We start from the raw sequence: 14,931 nt of genomic DNA on the forward strand, positions 1-14,931 counted from the left end.
GGGGAGGTACCGAAGGTACTCCCCTGCGTTCCCGGGGTTCGAGGTGCGTCGCCACGCCCCACACCTTATTGAGTCGGACGCTCAAGGCACGCATCGCGGTTCGCTCTCCCGGGTAGGAGATCCGAATATCCGTCGACGACGCTCTTGTTCACCGCCGGTCGGCGAAGGACAGGGCCAGCTCCCGGACCCGGTTCGCCACCCGCGCGCCCGTGCCCCCGGCGAGCACCTGGGCGATCAGCCCGGCGAGCTCAGCGAGTTCCGCCTCGCCCATCCCCTGGCTGGTCACCGTGCCGGTGCCCAGCCTGATCCCGGAGGCCTCGGCCGCCGGCGCCGGGTCGTAGGGCAGCGCGCACTTGCCGAGCAGCAGTCCGGCCACGGCGCAGCGCCGCTCGGCCTCCGCGCCGGTGACGCCCAGCGGGCTCACGTCCGCCGTCACCAGGTGGGTGTCGGTGCCGCCGGTCAGCGGGCGCATCCCGGCCGCCGCGAGCCCTGTCGCCAGCACCCGCGCCCCGTCCACCGTCCGCTGCGCGTACGCCCGGTAGCCGGGCGTCGCCGCCTCGGCCAGCGCCACCGCCTTGCCGGCCACCTCGTTCATCGCCGCCCCGCCCTGGCTGAACGGGAACACCGCCCGGTCGATCCGCTCGGCCAGCTCCGCGGTGGACAGCAGCAGGCCCCCGCGCGGGCCGCGCAGCAGCTTGTGGGTGGCCGCCACGGTGACGTCCGCGTACGGCACCGGGGAGGGCGCCACCCCGGCGGCGACCAGGCCGGCGGTCTGGGCGACCGAGGCGATCAGGTAGGCGTCCACCTCGTCGGCGATCTCCCGGAAGGCGGCCCAGTCCGGGTGCCGGGGGTGCGAGATCGAGCCCGCCACGATCGCCTTCGGGCGGTGCTCGCGGGCCAGGTCGCGCACCTGGTCGAGGTCGATCAGGCCGTCGGCCTCGCGCACCCCGTACCCCGTGAAGGCGAACCAGCGGCCGGAGAAGTTCGCCCGCGAGCCGCAGCTGAGGTGGCCGCCGTGCTCCAGCGACATCGCCAGCACCCCGTCGCCGGGCCGCAGCAGCGCCGCGTACGCCGCCAGCATCGCCGAAGTCGCCGACCGGGGCTGGACGTTGGCGTGCGGGGCGGCGAACAGCTCACGGGCCCGGTCGATCGCCAGCAGCTCGGCGGCGTCCGCGAGGGCGCAGCCGGTGTGGTGCCGGCGGCCCGGGTAGCCCTCGGCGTACTTGTCGATCAGCGGCCCGGTCAGCGCCGCCAGGACGGCCGGGGAGGTCAGGTTCTCCCCCGCCAGCAGCTGGACCGTCTCGGCCCGCCGCTCGGCCTCGGCCGCCAGCAGGTCGGCCACCTGCGGATCGGCCCGGTGCAGCGCCTCGGAGGCCCACGGGCGCCCTCTGGTCGCGGTCGGGCCGGTCGGGGCGTCGGTGACGGTCATGGCGGGGCTCCGGGGCGGCGTGGGGGCGCCTCCCGGCATGGGGGCCGGGAAGGGTGGGTTCCTCCAGCGTAGGACCGGCCGGGCCGGGCGGCTCGTCGGCGCGGGGCCATTCGGCGCTCGGCCGCCGCGGGCCGTCCCCGGGCCGCCGGGGGGCCTTCGGGCCGCTCGCGGCGCGGGCGGTCAGCGCAGCGCGGGCACGCCGGTGAGCGCGGTGACCACCGGGTCGACCGCGTGGAATATCTCCTCGCCGCAGTTGCGGAACATGCCGATCGGGGCCCCGTACGGGTCGTCCAGTTCGTCGGACTCCGGGGTGGCGGCGAGCAGCCAGCCGCGCAGCGCGGCGGCCGCCCGGACCAGGGCGCGGGCGCGCTCGGTGACGTCGGCGCCGCGGCGCGGGTCGGGCAGGGTGCCCGGGTCTATCGTCCGCACCAGGCGGGTGAACTCCTTCAGGGTGAAGGTGCGCAGCCCCGCCTCGTGGCCCATCGAGATGACCTGGGCGCGGTGGTCCAGGGTCGCGGTGAGCACCAGGTCGGCCTCGACCACGTGCTCGTCCAGCAGCTCGCGGCCGGTGAAGCCGCCGCTGTCGGCGCCGTACTCGTCCAGGACGGTCGCGGCGTGGTCCTCCATCGGCGCGCCCACGTGGCCCCAGGTGCCGGCGCTCTCCACCAGGATCCGGCCGGCCACCCGGGGGCTGAGCCGGGTGTCCAGCTCACGCCGGGTGAGCCGCTCGGCGATCGGCGAGCGGCAGATGTTGCCGGTACAGACGAACAGGATCCGGAAGTGGTCCAGCGGCCTGGGACCCACGCTCAGGTACGGCGCTATGCCGGGCCCGGCATGGAGCGAGGCGATGGGCGTCAACTGCCGGCCTCCAGGTCGGGGACGACCTCCCTCAGCTGCTCGACGCTGATCGCGCCCGCCCGCAGCAGGACCGGGGCCTTGCCCGTGACGTCGACGATGGACGAGGCGGTCGCGTGGTCCGCCTGTCCGCCGTCCAGGTAGACCGAGATGGCGTCGCCGAGCTGCGCCTGCGCCTCGTCGCAGGTGGCCGGGGACGGGCCGCCGGTCTTGTTGGCGCTGGAGACGGCGAGCGGGCCGGTGGCGTTCAGCAGCTCGATGGCGACCGGGTGCAGCGGCATCCGGACGGCGACGGTGCCGCGGGTCTCGCCGAGGTCCCAGCGCAGCGAGGGCTGGTGCTTGGCGACCAAGGTGAGCCCGCCCGGCCAGAACGCGTCGACCAGCTCCCAGGCCTGCTCGGAGAAGTCGGTGACCAGGCCGTGCAGGGTGGTCGGCGAGCCGACCAGCACGGGCGAGGGCATGTTGCGGCCGCGGCCCTTGGCGGCCAGCAGGTCGCCGACGGCCTCCGGCGAGAAGGCGTCCGCGCCGACCCCGTACAGGGTGTCGGTGGGCAGCACGACGAGTTCGCCCCGGCGAATGGCCGAGGCGGCCTCGCGCAGGCCGGTGGCGCGGTCCCCGGCGTCGGCACAGTCGTAACGGCGGCTCATCGGTGCGGTCCCCTTCCGGAATGGCTCATCACAGCGTTCACAGCACGGTCTTCACGGCGCGGCCGGGCGAGCGGCGGTACCGCGGCCCGGCCGGTCACGACGACGCCCCTCGGGTGGGCGTACGGCACTCGACCGCTCACAACGACGCCCTGCGGGCTGTCGTACTGTGCTCGATCGTTCACAACGACGCCCTGCGGGCTGTTGTACTGTGCTCGACCCTTCACAACGACGCCCTGCGGGCTGTTGTGAAGCGCGGTCGGTTGTTCAGGTCGCGGTGGTCGGCGGTGTCCGTCCAGCCGCGTTCCTCGTTGAAGATCCACGGGACCTGCCCGCCCTGCTGGTCGGCGTGCTCGATCACCACCGCGCCGCCGGGGCGCAGCAGCCGGGCGGCCACCCGCTCGATGCCGCGGATGGTGTCCAAGCCGTCCTCGCCGGAGAACAGCGACATCTGCGGGTCGTGGTCGCGGGCCTCCGGGGCGACGTACTCCCACTCGGTGAGCGGGATGTACGGCGGGTTGGAGATCACCAGGTCGAAGCGGCCGTCCCAGGAGCGGTCGTCGGCGAAGGCCCGGGTGGCGTCACCGGCGTGCAGGGTGACCCGGGCGCGGTCGGGGCTGGCCTCGATGTTGCGCCGGGTGTACTGCAGCGCGCCCTCGTCGAGTTCGAAGGCGTGCACGGTCGAGCGCGGCAGCTCCTGGGCCAGGGCGAGCGCGATGGCGCCGGAGCCGGAGCACAGGTCGACGACCAGCGGCTCGGCCACGTCCATGTCGCGGACGGCGTCTATGGCCCACTCGACGACCGTCTCGGTCTCCGGCCGGGGTACGAACACCCCGGGGCCGACCTCCAGTTCGAGGTAGCGGAAGAACGCCCGCCCGGTGATGTGCTGGAGCGGTTCGCGCGCCTCGCGGCGGGAGACGGCCTCCCAGTAGCGGGCGTCGAAGTCGGCGTCCTTCACCGAGTGCAGCTGGCTGCGCTTGACGTTGTGGACGTAGGCGGCGAGTTCCTCCGCGTCGAAGCGCGGCGACGGCACGCCGGCCGCGGCCAACCGCTGGGTGGCCTGGGCCACCTCGGCGAGCAGCAGGTTCATCCGTACGACCTCTTGTTTCTGCGCTCCGGCTCGCGCCGTCGCTCGGGCTGGGCGCGCCGGTCTCAGTTCTGTTGGGCCGAGGCGAGCTTGGCCGCCGCGTCCGCGTCGACGCAGGACTGGATCACCGCGTTCAGTTCGCCGTCCAGGACCTGGTCCAGGTTGTACGACTTGAACCCCGTGCGGTGGTCCGAGATGCGGTTCTCCGGGTAGTTGTACGTCCGGATCCGCTCGGAGCGGTCCACCGTACGGACCTGGCTGCGACGCGCGTCCGAGGCCTCGCGCTCGGCCTCCTCCTGCGCGGCGGCCAACAGGCGCGACCGCAGGATGCGCATCGCCTGCTCCTTGTTCTGCAGCTGGCTCTTCTCGTTCTGGCAGGACGCCACGATACCGGTCGGCAGGTGGGTGATCCGGACCGCGGAGTCGGTGGTGTTGACCGACTGGCCGCCGGGGCCGGACGAGCGGTAGACGTCGATCCGCAGGTCGTTGGCGACGATCTCGACCTCGACCTCCTCCGCCTCGGGGGTGACCAGCACGCCCGCCGCGGAGGTGTGGATGCGGCCCTGGGACTCGGTGGCGGGGACGCGCTGCACGCGGTGCACGCCGCCCTCGTACTTCAGCCGGGCCCAGACGCCCTGCCCGGGCTCGGCGTTGCCCTTGGTCTTCACGGCCACCGAGACGTCCTTGTAGCCGCCGAGGTCGGACTCGTTGGCGTCGATGATCTCGGTCTTCCAGCCGATCCGCTCGGCGAAGCGCAGGTACATCCGGAGCAGGTCGCCGGCGAACAGCGCGGACTCCTCGCCGCCCTCACCCGCCTTGATCTCCAGGATGACGTCCTTGTCGTCGCTCGGGTCGCGCGGCACGAGCAGCAGCCGCAGCTCCTCGGTCAGCCCCTCGCGGCGCTGCTCGCCCTCCTTCACCTCGGCGAGGAACTCCGGTTCCTCGGCGGCGAGTTCGCGCGCGGCCTCGATGTCCTCGCCGGCCTGTCGCCACTGCCGGTAGACCCGGGTGATCGGGGTCAGCTCGGCGTACCGCTTGGCCAGCTTGCGAGCGTTGGCCTGGTCGGCGTGGACGGACGGGTCGGCCAGCCTCTTCTCGAGGTCGGCGTGCTCGACGAGGAGCTCTTCGACTGCCTCGAACATGGAGTGGGCCTTCTTCCCGTGAGAACCGTTGGAAGCCGGTGAGGACCGGCCGGTCGTGCGAACCGCTGGAGGGGGTGCTGGGGGATGCGAACGGCGCCGGCCCCCAGCGCCCCCGGAACGAGTACGGGGGCACCGGGAACCGGCGCCGTGGGAGCGCTAGGCCTTCGCGCTGTGCTGCTTGCCGAAGCGGGCCTCGAAGCGGGCCACGCGGCCACCGGTGTCGAGGATCTTCTGCTTGCCGGTGTAGAACGGGTGGCACTGCGAGCAGACCTCGGCGCGGATCTCGCCACTGGTCTCGGTCGAGCGGGTCGTGAACTCGGCGCCGCAGGTGCAGGTCACACGGGTGACCACGTACTCGGGGTGAACGTTGGGCTTCAAGGGGTTCTCCTAGGTTTCGGGAGGGCACCGGGTCGGCGGCTGGAGCGCCGCACGTGAACCGGGACCGACGGACCAGTCTGCCAGGACCGGCCGCATCTTCCCAAACCGGGTCGTGTTCCGGGATATTCCGGGCACCGCTCAGCGCCTGGCGGGAGCCTTCGCCGGGGCCGTGGGGGCGGCCGTGGGGGCGGCCTGGGCGGGGTTCTCGGGCTGCGCCGAGACGATCGCCTGCGGGACCGGCTGGTCGGCCTTGAGGGCCGCCCAGAGCTGGTCCGCCTGCGGCTGCTGCTCGACCACCCGGTTGGGGTCACCGGGGGCGGTCATCACCGGCAGGGTCACCATGCCGAGCTGGTCCGGCCCGATCCCCTTGAGCTCCTGGACGAGCCCCACCAGGGCGTTCACCGAACCCAGCGCGGAGTCGGTGGTGATGCTGCGGGTCATGGTGTCGCCGATCGACCAGAGCTTGACCGGGTTGGAGAACAGCCCGATCCCGCCGGCCTGCTGGAGCAGCGACTTCACCATCTGCTTCTGGAGTTCGATCCGGCCGAGGTCGCTGCCGTCGCCGACGCCGTGCCGGGTGCGGACGAAGGCCAGCGACTGCTGCCCGTCGAGGTGGTGCTCGCCCGGCGGCAGGTCGAGCCCGCTGTCCTTGTCGTGGATGGCCACCGCGGTGCTCACGGTGGCCCCGCCTATCGCGTCCACGACGCGGGCGAAGCCGGCGAAGTCGATCTGCACGTAGTGGTCCATCCGCAGCCCGGTGAGCTGCTCGGTGGTCTTGACCGCGCAGGCCGCGCCGCCGGCCTCGAAGGCGCTGTTGTACATCGCGCGCTTGGCGCCGGCCACCGCCTTGCCGGCGGCGTCGGTGCAGTCGGGCCGGGTGACCAGGGTGTCGCGCGGGATCGAGACGACCTCGGCGTGCGAGTGGTCCTGGTTGACGTGCAGCACCATCGCGGTGTCCGAGCGGGCGGTGTCGCCGGTGTCGCCGCCGGCCAGGTCGCCGTTCTCGCCGTTGCGCGAGTCGGAGCCCAGCACCAGGACGTTGAACGAGCCGTCGGTGGCGGCCGGCGGGCGGGCGTCGCCGAGGCGGGCGTTGATGTCGACGCTCTTGATGTTGCCGTTGAGTTCGACGTACGCGTACCCGGCCGCTCCGGCGCCGAGGACGACGAGCGCGGCGAACGTGCAGGCGGCCGCCCGCAGGATCTTGCGGCGGCGGGTCAGGACCCTCTTGTGCTCGGCCATACGGTCCAGAGTAAAACGGACAAGATGATCAAAAAGCCTCATGATGTCCCAACTCTGGAACAAAGCCGAGTGGACGCACCGAACCCCGGACCGCTCGCGCGGTCCGGGGTTCGGTGGGCGACAACCGTCCGGCTACGGTCAGTCGTTGGAGCCGGGGGTGGTCTTGGCGATCTGCATCAGGAACTCGGCGTTGCTCTTGGTCTGCTTCATCTTGTCCAGGAGCAGCTCGATCGCCTGCTGCGAGTCGAGCGCGTGCAGCACCCGGCGCAGCTTCCAGACGATGGCCAACTCCTCGCTGCCGAGCAGGATCTCCTCCTTGCGGGTGCTGGAGGCGTCCACGTCGACGGCCGGGAAGATGCGCTTGTCCGAGAGCTTCCGGTCGAGCTTGAGCTCCATGTTGCCGGTGCCCTTGAACTCCTCGAAGATCACCTCGTCCATGCGCGAGCCGGTCTCGACCAGCGCGGTGGCCAGGATGGTCAGCGAGCCGCCGTTCTCGATGTTGCGCGCGGCGCCGAAGAACTTCTTCGGCGGGTACAGCGCGGTCGAGTCGACACCACCGGACAGGATGCGGCCGGAGGCCGGCGCCGCCAGGTTGTAGGCGCGGCCGAGGCGGGTGATCGAGTCCAGCAGGATGACCACGTCGTGGCCCAGCTCCACCAGGCGCTTGGCGCGCTCGATGGCCAGCTCGGCGACGGTGGTGTGGTCCTCGGCCGGGCGGTCGAAGGTCGAGGAGATGACCTCGCCCTTCACCGACCGCTGCATGTCGGTGACCTCTTCCGGACGCTCGTCGACCAGGACGACCATCAGGTGGCACTCGGGGTTGTTGTGGGTGATCGCGTTGGCGACCGCCTGCAGCACCATCGTCTTGCCGGTCTTCGGCGGCGCGACGATCAGACCGCGCTGGCCCTTGCCGATCGGCGACACCAGGTCGATGATCCGGGTGGTCAGGATGCCCGCGTCGGTCTCCAGACGCAGCCGGTCCTGCGGGTAGAGCGGGGTGAGCTTGTTGAACTCGGGGCGGCCGCGGCCGCTCTCCGGGTCCATGCCGTTGACGGAGTCCAGCCGCACCATGGCGTTGAACTTCTCGCGGCGCTCGCCGTCCTTGGGCTGACGCACCGCGCCGGTGATGGCGTCGCCCTTGCGCAGGCCGTTCTTGCGGACCTGGGCGAGCGAGACGTAGACGTCGTTCTGGCCCGGCAGGTAGCCGGAGGTGCGCACGAACGCGTAGTTGTCGAGGATGTCGAGGATGCCCGCGACCGGGATCAGGACGTCGTCCTCGCCGACCTGCGGCTCGGCGGGGCCGGCCTCGAAGCCCTCGCGGCGGGCGCCACGGCCCCGGCGGTCGCGGTAGCGGCCACGGCGGCCACGGCGGCCGTCACCGAACTCGTCGTCGTCGTAGCCGCCCTGCTGGACCTGCGGCTGCTGGGTCTGCTGGCCGCCCTGGCGGGCCTGCTGGCCGTCGCCCTGACCGGCCTGCTGCTGGCCGCCGCCCTGCTGGGGCTGGCGGTCGGTGCGCTCGCGGCGGTTGCGGCGGTCGCGGCGCGACTCGCGGGAGTCGCCGTCCTGGGCCTCGCCGCCGTCCTGGCGCTCGGCGCGCTCGGGGCGGTCGGCCCGCTCCGGGCGGTCGCCGCGGTCCCGGCGGTCCCGGCGGTCGCGACGGGTCTCGGTGCGGCCCTCCTCGCGGCCCTCGAAGGCGCGGGTCTCGGCCTGGCGGGTCTCGGCCTGCTTGGGCTCGGCCACCGCAACGGCGGCGTCGGCCGTGGCGTCGGCGGTCGGGGCACCGGCGGCCGAGGTGGCGCGGCGGCGGGTGCGCTCGGCACGGGCGGGCGCGGCGGTCTCGGCGGCGGCCTGGACCGGGATCTCGATCTGGGCCTGCGACTCGGCGGCGGCCGGGGCCGCGGCGGCGGTAGCGGCAGCGGCGGCGGCCTTGGTGCGGCGGGCCGGCTTCTCGGCCGGCGCCTCGGCGGCGTCCGCCTTGGCGGCGGTGCGCTTGGCGGCGGCCGGAGCACCACCGGCGGCGAGCAGCGGGTCTCCGCCGCTCTTCTCCTTGATGGTCTCGATCAGCTGGCTCTTGCGCATGCGTCCGGTACCGGTGATGCCCAGGTCCCCGGCGAGCTTCTGCAGCTCGGCCAGGACCATGCCGTCCAGGCCGGCGGCGGCGGTACGGCGGCGCCGCGCCGGGGCCGCGGGGGCGGCGGCTGCGTCCGACGCCTCGGCGTCCGGGCGCGCGCCCATCAGATCGGTGGAGTCGCTCACTAAGGGTCCTTCCCTGGAGCGGACGTCGGCCTGTCTGGCTCGGCGACCGGTTGTGCTGTCCTGACCGACGCTCGACTGCGTCGGTCCGAGGCGGTGATCCCCCGAAAGGCGGAAGCCGGTCGAGGGAGAGCTGCGAGGTGCGGTGCGTGAAGCACGGTGGTGCTGAGTGGCGCGGCGGGCCGGTCGGTCGTGTGCCGACCGGGCGTACCCCCACGCTTGCCTGCGAATCCCGGGCCCCCGTCGCGTGACGGTGGACCGCGCTCCGCCCGTCCTGGCCTCAAGGTGGGAGGCCGCGGGTGGGAGTCAGGTGCCGTCACGGCTTCGGGATGCGGCCGCGTGTCGCGCAGGCAGGCTGCGTACGCGCTGCGGTGGGCTCCCGGAGAATCGTCGCCCCGTGCATCGCCGCGACTCCACGGCAGTGGAGTGCTGGGATCGGGACGCGGCGCACCGAGCCCCGGAGGGCACCTGGTGCAGCAATGAGGTTAACACTACCGACCCCCTCAGACATTCCCCAGCCTTGCGCTTGCCAATCGTGTCCGGACGGCCCGGCTCTCAGGTGGCCGGGCCGGGCCGGACGAGCAGCCCGGACGGGCCGTTCAGCCGTCCAGCGGGAGCACGGTGACCCCGATCCGGTCGAGCTCCAGGCGGTGCGCGGCGAACGCCGGGTCGCCGCCGTGGCCGTGGTGCCCGGCGAAGGAGAGCACCTTGTCGGCGCCCGCCTCGTCGGTGAGCGCGAGGACGGTCGGGCCGGCCCCGGAGATCACCGCGGGGACGCCCTCCGCGCGCAGCGCGCCCACCAGGGCGGCGCTGTCGGGCATGGCGGAGGAGCGGTAGTCCTGGTGCAGGCGGTCCTCGGTGGCGGCGAGCAGCAGCTCGGGCCGCCTGGTCAGCGCCTCGACCAGCAGCGCGGCGCGGCCGGCGTTGACGGCGGCGTCGGTCAGCGGCACGGTCTTCGGCAGCAGGCCGCGGGCGGTCTCGGTGAGCACCTCGTCAGCGGGGACGAACACCACCGGGACGACCCGGTCGGAGGGCTCCAGGCTGACCGCCTTGGCCGACTCCTCGTCCGTCCAGGCGATGGTGAAGTTGCCGCGCAGGCAGGCCGCGACGTTGTCGGGGTGGCCCTCCAGCTCGGAGGCGAGGGCCAGCAGCGCGTCGTCGTCCAGCGCGGACGGGCCGCCGATGGTGACCGCGCGGGCGGCCACGATGCCGGCGCAGATCGCGGCCGAGGAGGAGCCGAGGCCGCGGCCGTGCGGTATCCGGTTGGCACAGACCACTTCGAGGCCGCGCGGCTGGCCGCCGAGGCGGTCGAAGGCGGCGCGCATCGAGCGGACCAGCAGGTGGCGCTCGTCGCGGGGCAGCGTGTCGGCACCCTCGCCGGCGATGTCGATGGAGAGCCCGGAGTCGGCGACCCGGACGACCACGTCGTCGTACAGGCCCAGCGCGAGGCCGAAGGCGTCGAAGCCCGGGCCGAGGTTGGCACTGGTCGCGGGAACCCGGACCCGGACGGCGGCGGCACGGAACGCGGGACCGGCCATGCGGTGGACTCTCCTGGGGAAATCGGGCGGCGCGGATCGCGTCGTCGGTGCGAAGGCGGGGAATGGACCACAGGCCCCGGCGGGGCGGGCGGTCACGGTCGTTGGCGCGGCCTGGAGAAGGCCGGACCCGGGGCATGTGCCACACGGCCGAACCCAGAGTATCGAAGAGAGGTTCCCCAGTGGTACACCCCGTGGTCCTCCGATCTGGTGTGTTGCCGCTTCTGGCCGGAATGCGTACCGGAATCGGATCGGAATGCGCGGCGTAATTGACACAAAAGTGTCACCGGAGAACATCGACGGGCCGACCCCCGAAAGGGTCGGCCCGTCGAGGCGTCGGGCGCCCGTGGAGCCCGACGACAGGTCAGTCGAGCAGGCCCAGGCGCTGCGCCGCCGCCTCCGGGTCGATCGGGACGATCTGCGGCTGCGGCGCGCCGGCCACCGCCCAGTCCGGGTCCTTGAGGCCGTTGCCGGTCACGGTGCAGACGATGCGCTGGCCCGGGTCGACCAGGCCGGCCTCCGCCTTGGCCAGCAGGCCGGCCACCGAGGCGGCCGAGGCGGGCTCCACGAAGACGCCCTCCTGCGCGGCCAACAGCCGGTAGGCGGAAAGGATCTGACGGTCCGTCACCTTGTCGATGAGGCCGCCCGACTCGTCCCGCGCGGCGAGCGCGAAGTCCCAGGAGGCCGGGTTGCCGATCCGGATCGCGGTGGCGATGGTCTGCGGCTTGAGCACCGGCGCGCCGTCCACGATCGGGGCCGAGCCGGAGGCCTGGAAGCCCCACATCCGCGGGGTGCGCGTGGCCAGGCCGTCGGCGGAGTACTCGCGGTAGCCCTTCCAGTACGCGGTGATGTTGCCCGCGTTGCCGACCGGCAGGACGTGGATGTCCGGGGCGTCGCCGAGCATGTCGACGATCTCGAAGGCCGCGGTCTTCTGGCCCTCGATCCGCACCGGGTTCACCGAGTTGACCAGCGCCACCGGGTACTTCTCGGACAGCTCACGCGCGAGGGTGAGGCAGTCGTCGAAGTTCCCGTCCACCTGGAGGATCTTGGCGCCGTGCACCAGCGCCTGGCCCATCTTGCCGAGGGCGATCTTGCCCTGCGGGACGAGCACCGCGCAGACCATCCCGGCCCGCACCGCGTACGCGGCGGCGGAGGCCGAGGTGTTGCCGGTGGAGGCGCAGATGACGGCCTGCGCCCCCTCCTCCTTGGCCTTGGAGATGGCCATCGTCATCCCGCGGTCCTTGAAGGAGCCGGTCGGGTTGGCACCCTCGACCTTGAGGTAGACCTCGCAGCCGGTGCGCTCGGACAGCACCTGGGCGGGGACCAGCGGCGTGCCGCCCTCCAGCAGGGTGACCACCGGGGTGGCCGCGGTGACCGGCAGGCGGTCCCGGTACTCCTCGATCAGGCCGCGCCACTGGTGGGTGTGCGCGCCTCGGACGACGTTCTCGGCAACGGCGTTCATGGCTGTTCCTTACTCCCCTTCGACCCGCATGATGCTGGCCACGTCCCGCACGCTGTCCAGCGCGCGGAGCTTGTCGACCGTCGCCGACAGCGCGGCGTCGGTGGCACGGTGAGTGACCACGACGAGCGAGGCGTCGCCGTCGCGGCCCTGCTGGCGCACGGTGTCGATGGAGACGCCGTGCTCCGCGAAGACGGACGCGACCTGGGCGAGGACACCCGCACGGTCGTCCACGTCCAGGCTGACGTGGTAGCGGGTGACCACCTCGTCCATCGGCTTGGCGGGCAGCTGCGTGTACACCGAGTCACCGGGACCGGTGGCACCGGCCAGCTTGTTGCGACAGACCGCGACCAGGTCGCCGAGCACCGCGGAGGCGGTCGGCGAGCCGCCCGCGCCCGGGCCGTAGAACATCAGCCGGCCGGCCGCCTCGGCCTCGACGAACACCGCGTTGTACGCCTCGCGGACGGAGGCCAGCGGGTGCGACAGCGGGATCATCGCCGGGTGGACCCGCGCGGTGACGGACTCGCCGTCCGCCGCCCGCTCGCAGATCGCGAGCAGCTTGACCACGCAGCCCATCTCCTTGGCGGAGGCGATGTCGGCGGCCGTCACCTCGGTGATGCCCTCGCGGTAGACGTCCGCCGCGGTGACCTTGGTGTGGAAGGCGATGCCGGCCAGGATCGCGGCCTTGGCGGCGGCGTCGAAGCCCTCGACGTCGGCCGTCGGGTCGGCCTCGGCGTAGCCCAGCGCGGTGGCCTCCTCCAGCGCCTCCGAGTAGCCGGCGCCGGTGGTGTCCATCTTGTCGAGGATGAAGTTGGTGGTGCCGTTGACGATGCCCAGCACCCGGTTGACCTTGTCCCCCGCGAGGGACTCGCGCAGCGGGCGCAGCAGCGGGATCGCGCCCGCCACCGCGGCCTCGTAGTACAGGTCCACCCCGGCCGCGGCGGCCGCGGCGTGCAGTTCGGTGCCGTCCTTGGCGAGCAGCGCCTTGTTGGCGCTGACCACCGAGGCGCCCCGCTGGAACGCCGACAGGATGAGGTGTTTGGACGGCTCGATGCCGCCCACGACCTCGACCACCACGTCGATGTCGCCCCGGTTGACCAGGGCCTCGGCGTCGGTGGTGATCAGGTGCTCAGGCACGCCCGGGCGCACCCGGCCGGCCCGGCGGACCGCGATCCCCGCGAGCTCGACCGGGGCACCGATGCGCGCGGCGAGGTCGTCGGCCGTCGTCGTCATGATGCGCGCCACCTCGGAGCCCACCACACCACAACCCAGCAACGCCACCTTCAGCGGGCGCGTACGCATCATCCGACTCCGCTCTGCATTCTTCGTGCTTCGGTAATTCCGGCGGGATTCTGGGGGCCGCCGGGAACTTCGGTCCGTACCAGTCTCGGGGACTTCCCGCACGGATCTACGGTCGTTCCATGATCTGAGACAAGGATTTCGTCATCCGATATCGAGACGCAGGAGATCCTCCTCCGTCTCGCGCCGGACGATCACCCGCGCGGCGCCATCCTTGACGGCCAGCACGGGAGGCTTCAGGGCGTGGTTGTAATTGCTCGCCATCGAGCGGCAGTACGCGCCGGTTGCGGGCACCGCGATCAGGTCGCCCGGGGCCAGGTCGGCCGGCAGGAAGGCGTCCCGGACCACGATGTCGCCTGACTCGCAGTGCTTGCCGACCACCCGCACCAGCATCGGCTCGGCGTCGCTGCGGCGCGACACCAGGGCCACCGAGTACTCGGCGTCGTACAGCGCGGTCCGGATGTTGTCGGACATCCCGCCGTCCACGCTGACGTAGGTGCGCAGGCCCTCCAGCGGCTTGACGGTGCCGACCTCGTACAGCGTGAACGCCGTCGGGCCGACGATCGCCCGGCCCGGCTCCACGCTCAGCCGGGGGGTGTTCAGGTTCGCGGCGGCGCACTCGCGGCGCACGATGTCGGCCAGCGCGGCCGCGATCTCGGCCGGCTCGCGCGGGTCGTCCTCGCTGGTGTACGCGATGCCCAGGCCGCCGCCCAGGTCGATCTCGGGCAGCTCGACGCCGTGCTCGTCGCGGATCTCGGCCAGCAGGCCGACCACCCGGCGGGCGGCCACCTCGAAACCGGCGGTGTCGAAGATCTGCGAGCCGATGTGCGAGTGGATGCCGCGCAGCTCCAGGCCCTCGTGCCCGAGCACCCGGCGCACCGCCTCGGCGGCCGAGCCGCCCTCCCGTCGCCCACCACCACCCTCGACCGAGCCGCTTCGCGGCGCAGCCAGACTCAGGGACAGCCCGAACTTCTGGTCCTCGTGCGCCGTGGCGATGAACTCGTGGGTGTGCGCCTCGACGCCGACGGTGATCCGGATCAGCACCTGCTGGCGGACGCCCTGGCGGGCCGTGATCGCGGCCAGCCGCTCGATCTCCTCGTAGGAGTCGACCACGATGCGCCCGACACCGGTCTTCACCGCGTGTTCGAGCTCGTCCGCCGTCTTGTTGTTGCCGTGCAGCGCGATCCGCTGCGGCGGCATCCCGGCGGCCAGCGCCACCGTCAGCTCGCCGGAGCTGCACACGTCGAGGTTCAGGCCCTCCTCGTGCAGCCAGCGCACGATCGCCTTGGAGAGGAACGCCTTGCCGGCGTAGAAGACGTCCGCCTCGGTGCCGAAGGCGTCGCGCCAGGCCCGCGCCCGGGCCCGGAAGTCGTCCTCGTCGAGCACGTAGGCCGGCGTGCCGAACTCGGCCGCCAGGGACTTGACGTCGATCCCGCCGACGGTGGCCACGCCCTCGGCGTCGCGGGCGACGGTGCGCGACCAGACCTTGGGGTCGAGCGCGTTCAGGTCGGCCGGCGGGGCGGCGTAGTGGCCCTCGGGCAGCACGTCACCGTGACGGGGGCCTGCGGGGTGTGCGGAGCGAGACATGTCCTGCTTCCTTGACCTATGGCG

The 14,931-nt window shown here is 72.8% G+C and carries 12 protein-coding genes; all 12 read right to left on the reverse strand.

Annotated elements, in window-relative coordinates:
• Nucleotides 1-148 precede the first annotated feature (148 nt).
• On the reverse strand, nt 149-1,429 hold the full coding sequence (glyA, locus tag ACIP37_RS16985; RefSeq protein ID WP_363581984.1) for a serine hydroxymethyltransferase: 1,281 nt from the start codon (nt 1,427-1,429) through the stop codon (nt 149-151).
• A gap of 180 nt (nt 1,430-1,609) precedes the next feature.
• On the reverse strand, nt 1,610-2,251 hold the full coding sequence (locus ACIP37_RS16990; RefSeq protein ID WP_363372045.1) for a protein-tyrosine-phosphatase: 642 nt from the start codon (nt 2,249-2,251) through the stop codon (nt 1,610-1,612).
• Nucleotides 2,252-2,283: 32 nt separating this feature from the next.
• Entirely contained in the window at nt 2,284-2,931 is a 648-nt protein-coding gene (locus tag ACIP37_RS16995; protein WP_400844044.1) for an L-threonylcarbamoyladenylate synthase, read from the reverse strand.
• Between the two features lie 220 nt (nt 2,932-3,151).
• Nucleotides 3,152-4,018, reverse strand: coding sequence for a peptide chain release factor N(5)-glutamine methyltransferase (gene prmC / locus ACIP37_RS17000; RefSeq protein WP_063347810.1), 867 nt, complete (start codon nt 4,016-4,018; stop codon nt 3,152-3,154).
• Nucleotides 4,019-4,080: 62 nt separating this feature from the next.
• Entirely contained in the window at nt 4,081-5,157 is a 1,077-nt protein-coding gene (gene prfA, locus ACIP37_RS17005; protein ID WP_363581982.1) for a peptide chain release factor 1, read from the reverse strand.
• 156 nt (nt 5,158-5,313) lie between these two features.
• Nucleotides 5,314-5,535 (reverse strand): 50S ribosomal protein L31, encoded by a 222-nt coding sequence (gene rpmE, locus ACIP37_RS17010; protein WP_030057539.1) that lies wholly within the window; start codon nt 5,533-5,535, stop codon nt 5,314-5,316.
• A gap of 138 nt (nt 5,536-5,673) precedes the next feature.
• On the reverse strand, nt 5,674-6,774 hold the full coding sequence (locus ACIP37_RS17015; protein ID WP_400806363.1) for an LCP family protein: 1,101 nt from the start codon (nt 6,772-6,774) through the stop codon (nt 5,674-5,676).
• Between the two features lie 138 nt (nt 6,775-6,912).
• Nucleotides 6,913-9,030: a transcription termination factor Rho gene (gene rho / locus ACIP37_RS17020; RefSeq protein ID WP_363581978.1), complete on the reverse strand. Its 2,118-nt coding sequence runs from the start codon at nt 9,028-9,030 to the stop codon at nt 6,913-6,915.
• Between the two features lie 596 nt (nt 9,031-9,626).
• Nucleotides 9,627-10,565: a homoserine kinase gene (gene thrB, locus ACIP37_RS17025; RefSeq protein ID WP_400844047.1), complete on the reverse strand. Its 939-nt coding sequence runs from the start codon at nt 10,563-10,565 to the stop codon at nt 9,627-9,629.
• Between the two features lie 361 nt (nt 10,566-10,926).
• Complete coding sequence (gene thrC / locus ACIP37_RS17030; protein ID WP_063347816.1) at nt 10,927-12,024, reverse strand: threonine synthase; 1,098 nt, start codon at nt 12,022-12,024, stop codon at nt 10,927-10,929.
• Nucleotides 12,025-12,033: 9 nt separating this feature from the next.
• The gene (locus ACIP37_RS17035) at nt 12,034-13,326 is read right to left on the reverse strand and encodes a homoserine dehydrogenase (RefSeq protein WP_363581974.1); all 1,293 of its coding nucleotides are present in this window, start codon (nt 13,324-13,326) and stop codon (nt 12,034-12,036) included.
• 138 nt (nt 13,327-13,464) lie between these two features.
• Complete coding sequence (gene lysA, locus ACIP37_RS17040; protein ID WP_363581972.1) at nt 13,465-14,907, reverse strand: diaminopimelate decarboxylase; 1,443 nt, start codon at nt 14,905-14,907, stop codon at nt 13,465-13,467.
• Nucleotides 14,908-14,931 lie beyond the last annotated feature (24 nt).

This window comes from Kitasatospora sp. NPDC088861 (assembly GCF_044750105.1).
Taxonomy (GTDB): domain Bacteria; phylum Actinomycetota; class Actinomycetes; order Streptomycetales; family Streptomycetaceae; genus Kitasatospora.